Origin of the sequence: Pseudomonas sp. xss_2, assembly GCF_043104195.1 — a bacterium.
Taxonomy (GTDB): Bacteria; Pseudomonadota; Gammaproteobacteria; order Pseudomonadales; family Pseudomonadaceae; genus Aquipseudomonas; species Aquipseudomonas urmiensis.
The window spans coordinates 77,362-93,653 of the sequence record NZ_JBICKL010000064.1; the positions used below are offsets into that span (position 1 = coordinate 77,362).

15 protein-coding genes are annotated in these 16,292 nt (G+C 60.9%); 11 read left to right on the plus strand and 4 right to left on the minus strand.

Translation table 11 applies throughout. The features are described from left to right. The first annotated feature begins 230 nt into the window (after positions 1 to 230). Positions 231 to 998: an FCD domain-containing protein gene (locus ACF8K2_RS16245; RefSeq protein WP_186556513.1), complete on the plus strand. Its 768-nt coding sequence runs from the start codon at positions 231 to 233 to the stop codon at positions 996 to 998. A gap of 120 nt (positions 999 to 1,118) precedes the next feature. On the opposite strand, the gene smpB is transcribed toward ACF8K2_RS16245, so the two are convergent. Then, positions 1,119 to 1,601: an SsrA-binding protein SmpB gene (smpB, locus tag ACF8K2_RS16250; RefSeq protein WP_186556512.1), complete on the minus strand. Its 483-nt coding sequence runs from the start codon at positions 1,599 to 1,601 to the stop codon at positions 1,119 to 1,121. 162 nt (positions 1,602 to 1,763) lie between these two features. On the opposite strand from smpB, the gene ACF8K2_RS16255 reads away from it, so the two are divergent. After that, a complete protein-coding gene (locus tag ACF8K2_RS16255) occupies positions 1,764 to 2,198 on the plus strand; it encodes a type II toxin-antitoxin system RatA family toxin (protein WP_186556511.1) in 435 nt (144 codons plus the stop codon). 66 nt (positions 2,199 to 2,264) lie between these two features. Here ACF8K2_RS16255 and ACF8K2_RS16260 read toward each other — a convergent pair whose 3' ends face one another. Beyond that, positions 2,265 to 2,795: an outer membrane protein assembly factor BamE gene (locus ACF8K2_RS16260; protein ID WP_264236904.1), complete on the minus strand. Its 531-nt coding sequence runs from the start codon at positions 2,793 to 2,795 to the stop codon at positions 2,265 to 2,267. A gap of 97 nt (positions 2,796 to 2,892) precedes the next feature. On the opposite strand from ACF8K2_RS16260, the gene fur reads away from it, so the two are divergent. Beyond that, a complete protein-coding gene (gene fur, locus ACF8K2_RS16265; RefSeq protein WP_186556509.1) occupies positions 2,893 to 3,297 on the plus strand; it encodes a ferric iron uptake transcriptional regulator in 405 nt (134 codons plus the stop codon). 304 nt (positions 3,298 to 3,601) lie between these two features. Here the strand turns inward: fur and recN are convergent, their stop codons facing one another. Further along, positions 3,602 to 5,275, minus strand: coding sequence for a DNA repair protein RecN (gene recN, locus ACF8K2_RS16270; RefSeq protein WP_392466006.1), 1,674 nt, complete (start codon positions 5,273 to 5,275; stop codon positions 3,602 to 3,604). 191 nt (positions 5,276 to 5,466) lie between these two features. Here recN and grpE point away from each other — a divergent pair, with 191 nt between their 5' ends. The 8 genes from grpE (at position 5,467) to ACF8K2_RS16310 (ending at position 15,894) form a co-directional block, all read left to right on the plus strand. Further along, positions 5,467 to 6,021 (plus strand): nucleotide exchange factor GrpE, encoded by a 555-nt coding sequence (grpE, locus tag ACF8K2_RS16275; protein ID WP_186556507.1) that lies wholly within the window; start codon positions 5,467 to 5,469, stop codon positions 6,019 to 6,021. Positions 6,022 to 6,123: 102 nt separating this feature from the next. Beyond that, on the plus strand, positions 6,124 to 8,052 hold the full coding sequence (gene dnaK / locus ACF8K2_RS16280; protein WP_392466009.1) for a molecular chaperone DnaK: 1,929 nt from the start codon (positions 6,124 to 6,126) through the stop codon (positions 8,050 to 8,052). 199 nt (positions 8,053 to 8,251) lie between these two features. After that, the gene (dnaJ, locus tag ACF8K2_RS16285; RefSeq protein WP_392466012.1) at positions 8,252 to 9,376 is read left to right on the plus strand and encodes a molecular chaperone DnaJ; all 1,125 of its coding nucleotides are present in this window, start codon (positions 8,252 to 8,254) and stop codon (positions 9,374 to 9,376) included. Positions 9,377 to 9,389: 13 nt separating this feature from the next. Next, a complete protein-coding gene (gene dapB, locus ACF8K2_RS16290) occupies positions 9,390 to 10,193 on the plus strand; it encodes a 4-hydroxy-tetrahydrodipicolinate reductase (RefSeq protein WP_392466015.1) in 804 nt (267 codons plus the stop codon). 331 nt (positions 10,194 to 10,524) lie between these two features. Beyond that, positions 10,525 to 11,661, plus strand: coding sequence for a glutamine-hydrolyzing carbamoyl-phosphate synthase small subunit (carA, locus tag ACF8K2_RS16295; RefSeq protein ID WP_186556503.1), 1,137 nt, complete (start codon positions 10,525 to 10,527; stop codon positions 11,659 to 11,661). A 105-nt stretch (positions 11,662 to 11,766) separates the two neighbouring features. Then, complete coding sequence (gene carB / locus ACF8K2_RS16300; RefSeq protein ID WP_186556502.1) at positions 11,767 to 14,988, plus strand: carbamoyl-phosphate synthase large subunit; 3,222 nt, start codon at positions 11,767 to 11,769, stop codon at positions 14,986 to 14,988. After that, entirely contained in the window at positions 14,985 to 15,467 is a 483-nt protein-coding gene (gene greA / locus ACF8K2_RS16305) for a transcription elongation factor GreA (protein ID WP_186556501.1), read from the plus strand. The genes carB and greA overlap by 4 nt, the downstream gene beginning before the upstream one ends. After that, the gene (locus tag ACF8K2_RS16310; RefSeq protein ID WP_186556500.1) at positions 15,445 to 15,894 is read left to right on the plus strand and encodes an MFS transporter; all 450 of its coding nucleotides are present in this window, start codon (positions 15,445 to 15,447) and stop codon (positions 15,892 to 15,894) included. The genes greA and ACF8K2_RS16310 overlap by 23 nt, the downstream gene beginning before the upstream one ends. Positions 15,895 to 15,906: 12 nt before the next feature. On the opposite strand, the gene yhbY is transcribed toward ACF8K2_RS16310, so the two are convergent. After that, positions 15,907 to 16,215, minus strand: coding sequence for a ribosome assembly RNA-binding protein YhbY (gene yhbY / locus ACF8K2_RS16315; RefSeq protein ID WP_186556499.1), 309 nt, complete (start codon positions 16,213 to 16,215; stop codon positions 15,907 to 15,909). Between the last annotated feature and the right edge of the window lie 77 nt (positions 16,216 to 16,292).

The following is a 16,292-nucleotide window of genomic DNA, read 5'->3' on the forward strand; positions in this document are numbered from 1 at the left end:
GTCAGCACTGGCATTGGATAATTGGTAAGACCAATTTACAATGTCTGGACGCTAGGTTAAAAGCGTGGCTGCGGCTGTGTCAATTTGTCTCGCGGCAAACTTTGGTCGGATGCCGATGAACGGGCCGTTGTCGGTGGGCGAAAATCGCCAACTGATGCGTGTCGGTTGCGCCTGGATAGGCCAGAATAGGCGCCCCCGAAATCGGTACGGGGGTTTGTGGAGAGCATGTGATGGTTTTTGATCAGGTCCGCCAACGGCGCCTGTCCGACGACATTGTCGAGCGGCTGGAAGGGATGATTCTCGAAGGGACGTTGACCTCGGGTCAGCGTTTGCCGGCTGAGCGCGTTCTGGCTGAACAGTTCGGCGTGTCGCGCCCATCGCTGCGTGAGGCGATCCAGAAGTTGGTGGCCAAGGGTTTGTTGGTCAGCCGCCAGGGGGGTGGCAACTATGTTGCGGCTTCGCTCGGCGCAACCTTCAGCGACCCGTTGCTGCAGTTGCTTGAGCACAGCCCTGAGGCGCAGCGCGATTTGCTTGAGTTTCGCCACACGCTGGAGGCCTCATGCGCCTACTACGCGGCGCAGCGGGCGACCGAGCCTGATCGTGAGCGGCTCAAGGCAGCCTTCGATGCGTTGCAAGATTGCTATTCACGCAAGGACGAAGTCAGCCGGGCGGAGGAGGGCGCGGCGGATGCGAGTTTCCACCTGGCGATTGCCGAGGCCAGCCACAACGCCGTGTTGCTGCATACCATCCGGGGGTTGTTCGACCTGCTCAAGCGCAACGTGGTGACCAACATTGGTGGCATGTATCAGCAGCGTTCAGAGACGCGCGACATGCTCATCAGTCAGCATCGCGAGTTGTACCAGGCGATTGTCGAGGGGCGGGCGGAAGAGGCGCGGGAGGTGTCGAGCCGGCACATTTTGTATGTGCAGGAAGTGCTCGAAGAGGCGCAGCAAGAGGCCCAGCGCGTGGCGCGGGCAGAGCGGCGCAGCGGGCGCTGAGAAGCTGCGCCCCCACAAGCAGCGCATGACCCTGTAGGAGCGGGCTTGCCCGCGAAGGCGGCGGTACATTCACCATCACTATCGCGGGGCAAGCCCCCTCCCACAGCGGGTGAGCAGGAATTAGTCTTCCTTGCCCTTGTTGCGCACCGCACGCTGGATCTCGCGGTTGGAATCGCGCTCGCGCTGGGTATCGCGCTTGTCGAATTCCTTCTTGCCCTTACCTAGCGCGATCTCGCACTTGATCAGGTGCTTGCTCCAGTACAGCGCCAAGGCCACACAGGTGTAGCCTTTCTGCGCCACAGCCGCTTCCAGGCGCTCAAGCTCGCGCTTGTTCAGCAGCAGTTTGCGCGTACGGATCGGGTCGGCGATCACGTGGGTGCTGGCGGCGGTCAGCGGGGTGATGTGGCTGCCGAACAGCCAGGCTTCGCCATCCTTGAGCAGCACGTAGCTGTCGGTCAGGTGCGCCTTGCCGGCCCGCAGGCTCTTTACTTCCCAACCGGACAGGACCAGCCCGGCCTCGAACTTGTGTTCGATGAAGTAATCGTGTCGCGCTTTCTTGTTTTGCGCGATGGTCCCGGTCGGATGTTTCTTTTGCTTAGCCATAGGGGCCGCATTATAGGCAGTCGTCGCGTCGTCGGCTATGGGATTTCGGTGTGCTTGAGCCTGCGGATCGAATCCCGGACAATGCAGGCGCTGTGCAATGCGCAGAACCTGTTTTCGGTGCGCTGAGAAGCGCCGCCGCCCAGCCTTGGAAGTGACGCCTGGATGACAACCCATATTCAACGTTCCGCCCTGCTGCCGTACCCTGCCCAGGCGCTCTACGATCTGGTCAACGATGTGGCCAGCTACCCGCAGTTTCTGCCTTGGTGCTCGGCCTCGACAGTGATCGAGAGCAGCGAAACCCACATGCGGGCGCGGCTGGAAGTGGCCAAGGGCGGCATGAGCCAGCAGTTCGTGACGCGCAATGTGCTGGTGCCGGGGCAGTCGATCGAGATGAACCTTGAAGAAGGCCCGTTCAGCCAGTTGCATGGTGTATGGGTGTTCAAGGCGCTGGGCGACAAGGCCTGCAAGATCAGCCTCGATCTGTCTTTCGACTATGCCGGGCCACTGGTGCGAGCGACCCTCGGCCCGCTGTTCAACCAGGCTGCCAACACCCTGGTCGATGCCTTCTGCCAGCGCGCCAAGCAGCTCAATAGCTGAAGCTTCGGTCAATAGCAGGCACAAAAAAGCCCGGACCTTGCTCCGGGCTTTTTATTAACGCCGCCGTTATTGCGGGTTGGTGTCCAGCGGGGCTGGGGTCGGCACCGGCGTGGTTTCGATGGTGTCGATCTCGCGCTGAATCGACTCCTCGACCGAACCTGGCTTGGCCGGCTTCTCTTCTGGCTGAGTCGGCTGGCCTGGTTGGGCGTTCGGGCTGACAGTGGTGTCACCGCTGCCACCCAGGATCTCCTGGTCGCGGCTGACGCCTGGCATGAAGTCGCCGGACAGGCTCACCAGCTGATCGCTTTCGTTGAAGAAGATGCTCATACGCTCCTGCTGACGCTTACCGCCGCCAGGTTGCAGGCTGTAGAGATAATCCCAGCGATTGGTGTTGAACGTGTCCTGAATCAGCGGGTTGCCCATGATAAACCTTACTTGCCGTCGGGTCATTCCGGGGCGTAATTGGTCTATCATGTCCTGCGTGACGACATTGCCCTGCTGGATGTCGATTTTGTAAACCCCGGGAAACGAGCAACCGGCGAGTGCGAGCAGTCCCACAATGGTGAGGCTGGTTAGCAAGAGCTTGGACTTTTGCATCGGTGGGCGACTTCCACTATCTTGGCTGGACAACGTAAACCCCGATCATACCCGTATTAAGAGAAGCTGCGAAGCAGCATCGGCGAGAAAGCTGACCATGGTTGAAAATAGCGAACTGCGCAAAGCTGGTCTCAAGGTGACACTGCCTCGAGTAAAGATCCTACAGATGCTGGACTCCACCGAGCAGCGTCACATGAGTGCCGAGGATGTCTACAAGGCGCTGATGGAAGCAGGTGAGGACGTCGGTCTGGCGACCGTCTACCGCGTATTGACTCAGTTCGAAGCGGCGGGTTTGGTTGTTCGCCACAACTTCGACGGCGGTCACGCGGTGTTTGAATTGGCTGATGGCGGCCACCACGACCATATGGTCAACCTGGACACCAATGAAGTCATCGAGTTTTTCGATTCGGAAATCGAAAAGCGCCAGAAAGAGATCGTGGCCGAGCACGGCTACGAGCTGGTGGACCACAATCTGGTCCTGTATGTACGTAAGAAGAAGTAACGATTTCGATCGTTATTAAAGCAAAGGCGACCTCAGGGTCGCCTTTGTGCTTTCTGCGGGGCTTGCAAAATTTGCTAGAGGCTAAGGCGCTGAATGAGTACTAGGCCAGAAGGTTGCTGCAAGGTGTCGTCAGGGGGGGGAAGCGGGGCGTGGTAGCAGGTGCGTGGGAGCGGGCTTGCCCCGCGATAGCAGTGGTGCGGTCGCCATCGCTATCGCGGGGCAAGCCCGCTCCCACGATCCTGATCCTGATCCTGATCCCACGATCCCGCTCCCACGATGCCAAGGATTACGTGCCCCTCGCCGATCAGGCTTTACCGCTGACCACCATCTTGCGCGCATGCGCCAGCGATTCCTTGGTCAGGTCAATCCCGCCCAGCATCCGCGCCACTTCCTCGACCCGTTCACGCTTGCCCAGGTTGGCCACTGCGGTATGGGTGGTCTCGCTATTGCGCACCTTGTGCACGAACAGGTGATGATGCCCCTGCGCCGCCACCTGCGGCAGGTGGGTCACTGTCAGCACCTGGCCGCGTTCGCCGAGCCGCCGCAGCAGTTGGCCAACGATCTCGGCGGTAGGCCCGCCAATGCCCACGTCCACTTCGTCGAACACCAAGGTCGGAATTCGCGAGGTCTGGGCGGTGATCACCTGAATCGCCAGGCTGATCCGCGACAGCTCACCACCCGAGGCCACTTTGGCCAGGCCCTTCAGTGGCTGCCCAGGGTTGGCGCTGACCAGCAATTCGATCTGCTCCAGGCCGTGCGGTGACGGCTCGGGGCTGTCAAACGGCGTGAGCTCGATACAGAAGCGCCCGCCAGGCATGCCCAGGCGCTGGACTTCCTGCTCTACCGCCGTGGCCAACTGTTTGGCGGCCTGCTGGCGCAGGGCGCTCAACTCGACAGCTTTGTCCTGATAATGCTGGGCGTAGGCTGCCAGTTCTTCGCCCAGGCGTTCGATGGATTCGTCGCTGGCATTGAGCCCTTCGAGCTCCTCCATCAGGCGCTGCTGCAGGTGCGGCAGCTCGGTGGGGTGCACGCGGTGTTTGCGCGCCAGCGTATAGATAGTATCGAGCCGCTCTTCCAGGGCTTGTAGGCGCATCGGGTCGGCGTCGAAGTTATCGAGGAAGCGGTTGAGCTCGCCAACCGCTTCCTCTACCTGGATCTGTGCGCTGGCGATCAGGGTGGCGGCCTCGCCCAAGGCCTTGGGCGCGCTGGCTACTGCGGTGAGGCGGTTGAGGCTGACGGTCAGTGCGTTGAGCACATTGCCCGAATCGCTCTCGCTGCATTGATCGATGACCTGGCGGCAGATGCCGAACAGCGCCTCGGCATTGGTCAGGCTTTTATGTTCCTGCTCCAGCTGCTCCAGTTCGTTCTCGCCCAGGCCGAGGTTGTCCAGCTCCTCGAGCTGATAGCTGAGCAGTTGTTGGCGGGCGCGTTGCTCGTCGCCCGAGTTGGACAGGCGCTCGAGCTCCTGGCGGGTCTGGCGCCAGCGTTGCGCGGCCAGCTGCACCTGGCGGGACAGGTCGATCGCGCCGGCATACTCATCGACCAGGCGGCGGTGGGTGTCGGTCTTGAGCAGCGATTGGTGCTCGTGCTGGCTGTGGATGTCGATCAACAACTCACCCAGCGCCTTGAGGTCGCCAAGCGGGCAGGGCGTGCCGTTGATATAGCCGCGGCTGCGCCCTTCGGCGGTGATCACCCGGCGCAGGATGCACGGGCCGTCGCTTTCCAGGTCGCGCTCGCTCAGCCATGCGCTGGCTTCGGGGATGTCGACCAAATCGAAGGTGGCGAGGATGTCTGCCTTGTCCGCGCCGGGGCGCACCACGCCGCTGTCGGCCCGGTCACCCAGGGCCAGGCCCAGGGCGTCGAGCATGATCGATTTGCCGGCGCCGGTTTCGCCGGTGATCACACTCATGCCGCGAGCGAGCTCGAGGTCCAGGTGTTCGACGATGGCGTAGTTGTGGATGGACAGGTGGACCAGCATGAGGGCGCTCCCGGAGGGTCATGTCTGGATATTTATACAGTGCTTTTTGCCTGGCTGACAATGCCCGTTTGGAGATTGATTTGTCACCAAGGAAAGCGGCCTGCCCCTTGAACCTGATTTTTACGACCCCATATAGCCGACAGACAAGGCGAGTACGTCTCGCATACCAGAAATTGCGGAGGAGATAGCCAATGGCTGACGAACAGCTGGATCCACAAACCCCTAACACCGAAGAGGCAGGTTCTGAGGATCTCGGTACCCGCGTCCAGGTGCTCGAGGAGCAGCTGGCCGCCGCCAAGGACCAGTCCCTGCGCGTTGCCGCAGACCTGCAGAACGTGCGTCGCCGCGCTGAGCAGGATGTCGAGAAGGCGCACAAGTTTGCCCTGGAGAAGTTTGCCGGCGACCTGCTGCCTGTGATCGACAGCCTGGAGCGTGGCCTGGAGCTGTCCAGCGCCGACGACGAAACCATCAAGCCGATGCGCGAAGGTATCGAGCTGACCCTGAAGATGTTCCACGACACCCTCAAGCGCTACAACCTTGAAGCTGTCGACCCGCACGGCGAGCCGTTCAACGCCGAGCATCACCAGGCCATGGCCATGCAGGAAAGCCACGAGGTCGAGCCCAACAGCGTGCTCAAGGTGTTCCAGAAGGGTTATCTGCTCAATGGCCGCCTGCTGCGCCCCGCCATGGTGGTGGTCAGCAAGTCGCCTGCTGCAGCTCAACCTTCGATCGATGAAAAGGCTTGAAATCCTCTGGGGCGTCCCCATTTAGGTGTCAAGCATTCAAGTATTACCGCAGTTGGCCAATGTAGTCGCTGCTAGCTAATTCAAAGTTTCGGGAGAGTTAACATGGGTAAAATCATCGGTATCGACCTGGGGACCACCAACTCGTGCGTCTCCATCCTGGAAAACGGTAACGTCAAGGTTATCGAGAACGCCGAAGGCGCGCGTACTACCCCTTCGATCATCGCCTACGCTAACGATGGCGAGATCCTGGTGGGTCAGTCGGCCAAGCGCCAGGCGGTCACCAACCCGCACAACACCCTGTACGCGGTAAAGCGTCTGATCGGTCGCCGCTTCGACGAAGAAGTCGTGCAAAAAGACATTCAGATGGTCCCGTACAAGATCGTCAAGGCTGACAACAACGACGCCTGGGTCGAAGTCAACGGCCAGAAAATGGCGCCGCCACAGATCTCTGCCGAGATCCTGAAAAAGATGAAGAAGACCGCCGAAGACTACCTCGGCGAGCCTGTCACCGAAGCGGTCATCACCGTTCCGGCGTACTTCAACGACAGCCAGCGTCAAGCCACCAAAGATGCCGGTCGCATCGCCGGTCTTGACGTAAAACGTATCATCAACGAACCAACCGCTGCTGCACTGGCTTACGGTATGGACAAGGCCAAGGGCGATCACACCGTGATCGTTTACGACCTGGGCGGTGGTACCTTCGACGTTTCGGTCATCGAAATCGCCGAAGTCGATGGCGAGCACCAGTTTGAAGTTCTGGCCACCAACGGTGACACCTTCCTCGGTGGTGAAGACTTCGACATTCGCCTGATCGACTACCTCGTCGACGAGTTCAAGAAAGAAAGCGGCATGAACCTCAAAGGTGACCCGCTGGCCATGCAGCGCCTGAAAGAAGCTGCGGAAAAGGCCAAGATCGAGCTGTCCTCGAGCCAGCAGACCGACGTCAACCTGCCTTACATCACTGCAGATGCCACCGGTCCTAAGCACCTGAACGTGAAGATCTCCCGCGCCAAGCTGGAGTCGCTGGTAGAAGACCTGGTGCAGCGCACCATCGAGCCTTGCCGCATCGCTCTGAAAGATGCCGGTATCGACGTGGGTTCGATCAACGACGTGATCCTGGTCGGTGGTCAGACCCGTATGCCGCTGGTGCAGAAAGCGGTTACCGATTTCTTCGGTAAAGAAGCACGTAAAGACGTCAACCCGGACGAAGCGGTTGCCATGGGTGCTGCCATCCAGGGCGCGGTTCTGGCCGGCGACGTCAAGGACGTACTGCTGCTGGACGTCAGCCCGCTGACCCTGGGTATCGAAACCATGGGCGGCGTGATGACTGCGCTGATCGAGAAGAACACCACCATCCCGACCAAGAAGTCGCAGGTGTTCTCCACCGCTGACGACAACCAAGGCGCTGTGACCATTCACGTGCTGCAGGGTGAGCGTAAGCAGGCTGCGCAGAACAAGTCGCTGGGTAAATTCGACCTCGCCGACATTCCACCAGCACCACGTGGCGTGCCGCAGATCGAAGTAACCTTCGACATCGACGCCAACGGCATCCTGCACGTAGGTGCCAAGGACAAGGCAACTGGCAAGACCCAGTCGATCGTGATCAAGGCCAACTCCGGTCTGTCTGATGAAGAAATTCAACAGATGATCCGCGACGCTGAAGCGAACTCGGAAGAAGACCGCAAGTTCGAAGAGCTGGCCGCTGCCCGTAACCAGGGTGATGCGCTGGTCCACTCGACGCGCAAAATGGTCGCTGACGCCGGTGACAAGGTTACCGCTGAAGAGAAAACCGCGATCGAAGCTGCCGTGGTTGCCCTGGAAGCCGCTGTCAAAGGCGACGACAAGGCTGCGATCGAAGCCAAGGTCGAGGAACTGTCCAAGGTCTCCGCACCGGTTGCTCAGAAGATGTACGCCGAGCAGGCAGCTGAGCAGCCTCAGGGCGGCGCCCAGCAGCAGGCCGAGCCGGAAGCCAAGCACGATGACGTGGTTGACGCCGAGTTCGAAGAAGTGAAAGACAACAACAAGCAGTAATCCCTGCAAGTTGTCGCCCAGCCACCGCCGTAGGGTGGTGAGCTGGTAGGATGTCGCCGCGCGGGGGCTTGCTCCCGCGTTGGCGTATCTGTAATTCGAGAATTTTTACAGCATCTGTCAGCGGCCATTTTAGTCGGCGGCAGGCAGGAGCTGATGGCGCGGCGCGGATGCCGAACGCCCAACAAGGTGCAAATGACCTATGTCCAAGCGTGATTATTATGAGGTCCTGGGTGTCGAGCGCGGCGCCAGCGATGCAGATCTCAAGAAGGCTTATCGTCGTCTGGCGATGAAGTACCACCCGGATCGCAATCCGGATGACAAAGAGTCCGAAGACAGATTCAAGGAGGCCAACGAGGCCTACGAAGTGCTGTCTGATGCGAGCAAGCGCGCAGCGTTCGATCAGTATGGTCACGCCGGTGTCGACCCGAGCATGGGTGGCGGCGGTCAGGGCTTTGGCGGTGCCAACTTCTCCGATATCTTTGGCGATGTGTTCAGTGACTTCTTCGGTGGTGGTCGCGGCGGTGGACGTGGCGGCGCGCAGCGCGGCAGCGACCTGCGCTACACCCTGGAGATCAATCTGGAAGAAGCGGTGCGCGGTACCACGGTCAATATCCGGGTGCCGACACTGGTCAACTGCGAGCCATGTGACGGCAGTGGCGCGAAGAAGGGTTCGACCCCTTCGACTTGCCCAACCTGCGGCGGTATTGGCCAGGTGCGCATGCAGCAGGGCTTCTTCTCGGTGCAGCAAACCTGCCCGCGCTGCCATGGCCAGGGCAAGATCATCACCGACCCGTGCAATTCCTGCCATGGCGAAGGCCGTGTCGAGGAATACAAGACCCTGTCGGTCAAGGTGCCGGCCGGCGTCGATACCGGCGACCGTATTCGCCTGTCGGGCGAAGGCGAGGCGGGTGCTCACGGCGGCCCGACTGGCGATCTGTATGTCGTGATCAACGTGCGTGAGCACGCGATCTTCCAGCGCGACGGCAAGCACCTGTACTGCGAAGTGCCGATCAGCTACACCGACGCTGCCCTGGGTGGCGAGCTGGAAGTGCCGACCCTCGATGGTCGGGTCAAGCTGAAGATCCCGGAAGGCACCCAGACCGGCAAGCAGTTCCGTCTGCGCGGCAAGGGCGTAGCCCCTGTACGTGGTGGTGCGGCCGGCGACCTGCTGTGCCGCGTGGCGGTGGAAACCCCGGTCAACCTCAGCCGTCGTCAGCGTGAGCTGCTCGAAGAGCTGCGTGACTCGCTCGAAGGTGATAGCTCCCATTCGCCCAAGGCCAGTGGTTGGTTCGAGGGTGTGAAGCGCTTCTTCGGCGATCTCTGAGAAGGAATAGGCTATGCGACGTATTGCGGTAATGGGTGCAGCGGGGCGGATGGGTAAGACCCTGATCGAAGCTGTGCAGCAAACCCCGGGTGCCGGCCTGACGGCGGCGATCGATCGCCCGGATAGCTCGCTGGTCGGCGCCGATGCAGGTGAGCTGGCGGCGCTGGGTCGGATTGGCGTATTGCTGTCCGACGACCTGGCCAAGGTCGTCGAAGAGTTCGACGTGCTGATCGACTTCACTCACCCTTCGGTGACCCTGAAGAACCTGGCGTTCTGCCGCAAGCACGGCAAGGCGATGATCATCGGCACGACCGGCTTCTCTGTCGAAGAGAAGCAGTTGCTGGCCGAGGCGGGCAAAGAGATTCCGATCGTCTTCGCGGCCAACTTCAGCGTTGGCGTCAACCTCAGCCTCAAGCTACTGGATATGGCGGCGCGCGTGCTGGGTGATGACGTCGATATCGAGATCATCGAAGCTCACCACCGGCACAAGGTCGATGCACCTTCAGGGACTGCGCTGCGCATGGGTGAAGTGGTTGCCAATGCGCTGGGTCGTGACCTGCAGGAAGTGGCGGTGTATGGTCGTGAAGGCCAGACCGGTGCGCGTGATCGCAAGACCATTGGCTTCGCCACTGTGCGCGCTGGTGATGTAGTAGGTGATCACACCGTGCTGTTCGCGGCTGAAGGCGAGCGCCTGGAGATTACCCACAAGGCCTCCAGCCGCATGACCTTCGCCAAGGGTGCGGTGCGTGCCGCGCTGTGGCTGGATGGCCGCGAGCCGGGGCTGTACGACATGCAGGACGTGCTCGAGCTGCGTTGATAAGAGCGAACTGATCAGCCGTTCGTGGGAGCGGGCTTGCCCCGCGATAGTGCCAGTAGGGGCGCAGGTGCTTCCTGTATTGGCGCGATCGCGGGGCAAGCCCGCTCCCACGAGCGCCCAGGGTGAGCATCAGGTCTGTCGCAATCCTGTGTTTTAGAGACACATATGCGGTAGACCGAAAACCCTCATTCCTGTAAGCTACAGCTTTAGTGTGTCCACTAAAAGCGCGCAGAGAAATTCAGCACATGAAGCGGGGTGACGTGTCCATACGTCACTCCGCTTTTTTGCAACCTGCGATCGCCCTTTCAGGCTTGATTTACGGGAGGTCTTCTTGACTAAGCCAGCCATACTCGCCCTTGCCGATGGCAGCATTTTTCGCGGTGAAGCCATCGGAGCCGACGGGCAGACCGTTGGTGAGGTGGTGTTCAACACCGCTATGACCGGCTACCAGGAAATCCTTACAGACCCTTCCTACGCCCAGCAAATCGTTACCCTGACTTACCCGCACATCGGCAACACCGGTACGACTCCGGAAGACGCCGAATCCAACCGCGTCTGGTCTGCCGGCCTGGTCATCCGTGACCTGCCGCTGGTGGCGAGCAACTGGCGTAAGACCCAGTCGCTGTCCGAGTACCTGAAAGAACACAACGTCGTCGCCATCGCTGGCATCGACACCCGCCGCCTGACCCGCATCCTGCGTGAAAAGGGCGCCCAGAACGGTTGCATCCTCGCCGGTGACAACATCAGCGAAGAAGCCGCCATCGCCGCTGCTCGCGGCTTCCCAGGCCTGAAGGGCATGGACCTGGCCAAGGTCGTTTCCACCAAAGAGCGCTACGAGTGGCGCTCCAGTGTGTGGGAGCTGAAAACCGACAGCCACCCGACCATCGAAGCTGCCGACCTGCCGTACCACGTGGTCGCGTTCGACTACGGCGTCAAGCTGAACATCCTGCGCATGCTGGTCGCCCGCGGCTGCCGCGTGACTGTGGTGCCAGCCCAGACCCCGGCCAGCGAAGTGCTGGCGCTCAACCCGGACGGCGTGTTCCTGTCCAACGGCCCTGGTGACCCCGAGCCGTGCGACTACGCCATCCAGGCAATCAAGGAAATCCTCGAAACCGAGATTCCGGTATTCGGCATCTGCCTCGGCCACCAGCTGCTGGCCCTGGCGTCCGGCGCCAAGACCGTGAAAATGGGCCACGGTCACCACGGTGCCAACCACCCGGTCCAGGACTTGGACACTGGCGTGGTCATGATCACCAGCCAGAACCACGGTTTTGCTGTTGACGAAGCCACCCTGCCGGGCAACGTTCGCGCCATTCACAAGTCGCTGTTCGATGGCACCCTGCAGGGTATCGAGCGCACCGACAAGAGCGCGTTCAGCTTCCAGGGCCACCCTGAAGCGAGCCCTGGCCCGACCGACGTCGCGCCACTGTTCGATCGTTTCACCGATGCCATGGCCAAGCGCCGCTGAGCATCCTGCTTCAAGGCCCCGGGCCGGCTCGCGCCGCGCCCGGATGCGCCTGACCCAGATTGTTCAAAGCGGCTTGCCGACTGACCCCGGATTTGAGTGACCACCATGCCAAAACGTACAGACATCAAAAGCATCCTGATTCTCGGTGCCGGCCCGATCGTGATCGGCCAGGCCTGTGAATTCGACTACTCCGGCGCCCAGGCCTGCAAGGCCCTGCGCGAGGAAGGTTTCCGCGTCATCCTGGTGAACTCCAACCCAGCCACCATCATGACCGACCCGGCCATGGCCGACGCCACCTACATCGAGCCGATCAAGTGGCAGTCGGTGGCCAAGATTATCGAGAAAGAGCGTCCGGACGCCGTTCTGCCGACCATGGGTGGCCAGACCGCACTGAACTGCGCCCTGGACCTGGAGCGCCACGGCGTTCTGGAGAAGTTCGGCGTAGAGATGATCGGTGCCAACGCCGACACCATCGACAAGGCTGAAGACCGTTCGCGCTTCGACAAGGCCATGAAGGACATCGGCCTGGAATGCCCGCGCTCCGGTATCGCCCACAGCATGGAAGAGGCCAATGCGGTCCTCGAGAAGCTCGGCTTCCCATGCATCATTCGCCCGTCGTTCACCATGGGTGGCACTGGCGGTGGTATCGCTTACAACCGTGAAGAGTTCGAAGAAATCTGCACCCGTGGTCTGGACCTGTCGCCGACCAAAGAGCTGCTGATCGACGAATCGCTGATCGGCTGGAAAGAGTACGAGATGGAAGTGGTCCGCGACAAAAAGGACAACTGCATCATCGTCTGCTCGATCGAAAACTTCGACCCGATGGGCGTGCACACTGGTGACTCGATCACCGTTGCTCCAGCGCAGACCCTGACCGACAAGGAATACCAGATCATGCGCAACGCCTCGCTGGCGGTGCTGCGTGAAATCGGTGTCGAAACCGGCGGTTCCAACGTGCAGTTCGGTATCTGCCCGAACACCGGCCGCATGGTCGTCATCGAGATGAACCCGCGCGTATCGCGTTCGTCCGCCCTGGCTTCCAAGGCCACCGGCTTCCCGATCGCCAAGATCGCCGCCAAGCTGGCCATCGGTTACACCCTCGACGAGCTGCAGAACGACATCACCGGCGGCCGCACCCCGGCGTCCTTCGAGCCGTCGATCGACTACGTCGTCACCAAGCTGCCACGCTTTGCCTTCGAGAAATTCCCGAAAGCCGACGCGCGCCTGACCACCCAGATGAAATCCGTGGGTGAAGTCATGGCCATCGGCCGTACCTTCCAGGAGTCCCTGCAGAAAGCCCTGCGTGGCCTGGAAGTCGGTGCCTGTGGTCTGGACCCGAAAGTCGACCTGGCCAGCCCGGAAGCTGCCGGCATCCTCAAGCGCGAGCTGACCGTGCCGGGCGCCGAGCGTATCTGGTACGTCGCTGATGCCATGCGTTCGGGCATGACCTGCGAAGAAATCTTTGCCCTGACCGGCATCGACATGTGGTTCCTGGTGCAGATGGAAGATCTGATCAAGGAAGAAGAGAAGGTCAAGACCCTGGCCCTGTCGGCCATCGACAAGGACCTGATGCTGCGCCTCAAGCGCAAAGGCTTCTCTGACCAGCGTCTGGCCAAGCTGCTGGGTATCACCGACAAGAACCTGCGCCGTCACCGCCACAAGCTCGAAGTGTTCCCGGTGTACAAGCGCGTCGACACCTGCGCCGCCGAGTTCGCCACCGACACCGCCTACCTGTACTCCACCTACGAGGAAGAGTGCGAGGCCAACCCGTCCACCCGCGACAAGATCATGATCCTGGGTGGCGGCCCGAACCGTATTGGCCAAGGTATCGAGTTCGACTACTGCTGCGTACACGCGGCTCTGGCGCTGCGTGAAGACGGTTACGAGACCATCATGGTCAACTGCAACCCGGAAACCGTCTCCACCGACTACGACACCTCCGACCGCCTGTACTTCGAGCCGCTGACGCTGGAAGACGTGCTGGAAGTGTGCCGCGTCGAGAAGCCAAAAGGCGTGATCGTCCACTACGGCGGCCAGACCCCGCTGAAACTGGCGCGTGCCCTGGAAGAAGCCGGCGTACCGATCATCGGTACCAGCCCGGATGCCATCGACCGTGCCGAAGACCGTGAGCGCTTCCAGCAGATGGTTCAGCGTCTGAACCTGCTGCAGCCGCCAAACGCCACCGTGCGCAGCGAAGACGAAGCCATCCGCGCTGCTGGCAGCATCGGTTACCCGCTGGTTGTGCGCCCGTCGTACGTACTGGGCGGCCGCGCCATGGAAATCGTCTACGAACTGGACGAGCTCAAGCGCTACCTGCGTGAAGCGGTACAGGTGTCGAACGACAGCCCGGTACTGCTCGACCACTTCCTCAACTGCGCCATCGAGATGGACGTGGATGCGGTGTGCGACGGCACTGACGTGGTGATCGGCGCAATCATGCAGCACATCGAGCAGGCCGGCGTTCACTCCGGCGACTCGGCGTGCTCGCTGCCACCCTACTCGCTGAGCAAGGAAGTGCAGGACGAAGTCCGCGTACAGGTCGCCAAAATGGCCCTGGAGCTGGGCGTTGTCGGCCTGATGAACGTGCAGTTGGCCCTGCAGGGCGACAAGATCTACGTGATCGAAGTCAACCCGCGCGCCTCGCGTACCGTGCCGTTCGTGTCCAAGTGCATCGGCACTTCCCTGGCCATGATCGCTGCCCGGGTAATGGCCGGCAAAACCCTGAAAGAGCTGGGCTTCACCCAGGAAATCATCCCGAACTTCTACAGCGTCAAGGAAGCCGTCTTCCCGTTCGCCAAGTTCCCGGGGGTTGACCCGATCCTCGGCCCTGAGATGAAATCGACCGGTGAAGTCATGGGTGTCGGTGACACCTTCGGTGAAGCGTTCGCCAAAGCCCAGATGGGTGCCAGCGAAGTGCTGCCGACCGGTGGTACTGCGTTCATCAGCGTGCGTGACGACGACAAGCCACAAGTGGCTGGCGTTGCCCGCGACCTGATCGCCCTGGGCTTCGAAGTGGTTGCAACTGTCGGCACCGCCAAGGTTATCGAAGCGGCTGGCCTGAAGGTGCGCCGTGTGAACAAGGTGACCGAAGGTCGTCCGCACGTGGTCGACATGATCAAGAACGACGAAGTGTCGCTGATCATCAATACCACCGAAGGCCGCCAGTCGATCGCTGACTCCTACTCGATTCGTCGCAATGCGCTGCAGCACAAGATTTACTGCACAACTACCATTGCGGCCGGTGAAGCCATCTGTGAAGCGCTGAAATTCGGCCCTGAAAAGACCGTTCGTCGCTTGCAGGATCTGCATGCAGGACTCAAAGCATGAGCATTACCAAGTACCCGATGACCGTCCAGGGCGCTCGCGCCCTGGAAGAAGAGCACCTGTTCTTGAGCAAGACCGAGCGTCCGCGCTTGAGTCAGGCTATTGGCGAAGCCCGCGAACTGGGCGATCTCAAGGAAAACGCCGAATACCATGCCGCCCGTGAGGAGCAGGGCATGGTCGAAGCGCGCATCCGCGACATCGAAGGCCGTCTGCAGAACTCGGTGGTGATCGATATCACCACCATTCCGCATACTGGCAAAGTGATCTTCGGTACCACCGTGCTCTTGGCTAACGCCGAGACCGGTGAAGAAGTGACCTACCAGATCGTTGGTGAAGACGAAGCCGATATCAAGCAGGGCAAGCTCTCTGCTGGCGCACCCATCGCCCGAGCCATCATTGGCAAGGAAGAGGGTGATGTTGCAGCGGTCAAGACACCTAGCGGTGTGGTCGAGTACGAGATTGTCGAAGTCAAGCACATCTGACCGGCGCCAGCGCGCGCCATCCCTCGAGGGGATCCTCTGGCAGCTGGCCCAGGTATTCTGGGTCGGCGGCTTGTGGGTGTTCCATGTGGGCTTGGTGCCGGCGCTCAAGGTCAGTGGCCTGGCGCCGTTGCTGGTGCACGACGTGGCTGCGCAGATCGACCGTTGGTTGATTGGCGTGGCTTGGCTCGGGTTGATGACCCAGCTGGCGGTGTTGGCGAGGGTGGAGGGCCTGGCGGCCTGGTGGCGGCAATTTCGCGGCCAGATGCTGCTGCTTGGCTTTGCTGCCTGCGTCAGCTACTACACGCTACGCTACGGGATATCCGTGGGCGAACGTTGGCAGATGTTCTGCTTTTTGGTGCTGGGCTTCTCCGGCATCGTGCTGGTGGCCCAGCCGGTCCCGGTCAGGGCGCGCAAGGCGCGCCACTGATCGGAGCCACCGTTACTTGAAGCGGTGGATGTTCGACAGCTGCTTGTTCGGTTGCGGGTTCTTGCGGTAGATCAGCGCTTTTTTGCCGATGGTCTGCACCAGTTCGGCGCGGCCGGCCTTGCACAGCCCGGCGATGGCGGCGGCACGTTCTTCGCGATCCTCGGAGCGAATTTCGACCTTGATCAGCTCATGGTCGGCCAGGGCGCGTTCCAATTCGGCGATAACGCCTTCGTTCAGGCCGTTGCCGGCAACGATCAAGACCGGCTTCAGGTCGTGACCAATAGACTTGTACTGCTTCTTCTGCTCGTTATTGAGCGGCATAATCTGACCCTTTTCGTCTGATTCTGTAAAATTGGTAGCCATTTTACCCGAGGGCCTGTGGCTCCGCCCAGTCAATC

Bases quoted from the DNA above. Each gene is read 5' to 3' on its own strand.
- ACF8K2_RS16245 (WP_186556513.1), top strand. From the start codon at position 231: ATGGTTTTTGATCAGGTCCGCCAACGGCGCCTGTCCGACGACATTGTC.
- smpB (WP_186556512.1), bottom strand. From the start codon at position 1,601: ATGGCTAAGCAAAAGAAACATCCGACCGGGACCATCGCGCAAAACAAG.
- ACF8K2_RS16255 (WP_186556511.1), top strand. From the start codon at position 1,764: ATGACAACCCATATTCAACGTTCCGCCCTGCTGCCGTACCCTGCCCAG.
- ACF8K2_RS16260 (WP_264236904.1), bottom strand. From the start codon at position 2,795: ATGCAAAAGTCCAAGCTCTTGCTAACCAGCCTCACCATTGTGGGACTG.
- fur (WP_186556509.1), top strand. From the start codon at position 2,893: ATGGTTGAAAATAGCGAACTGCGCAAAGCTGGTCTCAAGGTGACACTG.
- recN (WP_392466006.1), bottom strand. From the start codon at position 5,275: ATGCTGGTCCACCTGTCCATCCACAACTACGCCATCGTCGAACACCTG.
- grpE (WP_186556507.1), top strand. From the start codon at position 5,467: ATGGCTGACGAACAGCTGGATCCACAAACCCCTAACACCGAAGAGGCA.
- dnaK (WP_392466009.1), top strand. From the start codon at position 6,124: ATGGGTAAAATCATCGGTATCGACCTGGGGACCACCAACTCGTGCGTC.
- dnaJ (WP_392466012.1), top strand. From the start codon at position 8,252: ATGTCCAAGCGTGATTATTATGAGGTCCTGGGTGTCGAGCGCGGCGCC.
- dapB (WP_392466015.1), top strand. From the start codon at position 9,390: ATGCGACGTATTGCGGTAATGGGTGCAGCGGGGCGGATGGGTAAGACC.
- carB (WP_186556502.1), top strand. From the start codon at position 11,767: ATGCCAAAACGTACAGACATCAAAAGCATCCTGATTCTCGGTGCCGGC.
- greA (WP_186556501.1), top strand. From the start codon at position 14,985: ATGAGCATTACCAAGTACCCGATGACCGTCCAGGGCGCTCGCGCCCTG.
- yhbY (WP_186556499.1), bottom strand. From the start codon at position 16,215: ATGCCGCTCAATAACGAGCAGAAGAAGCAGTACAAGTCTATTGGTCAC.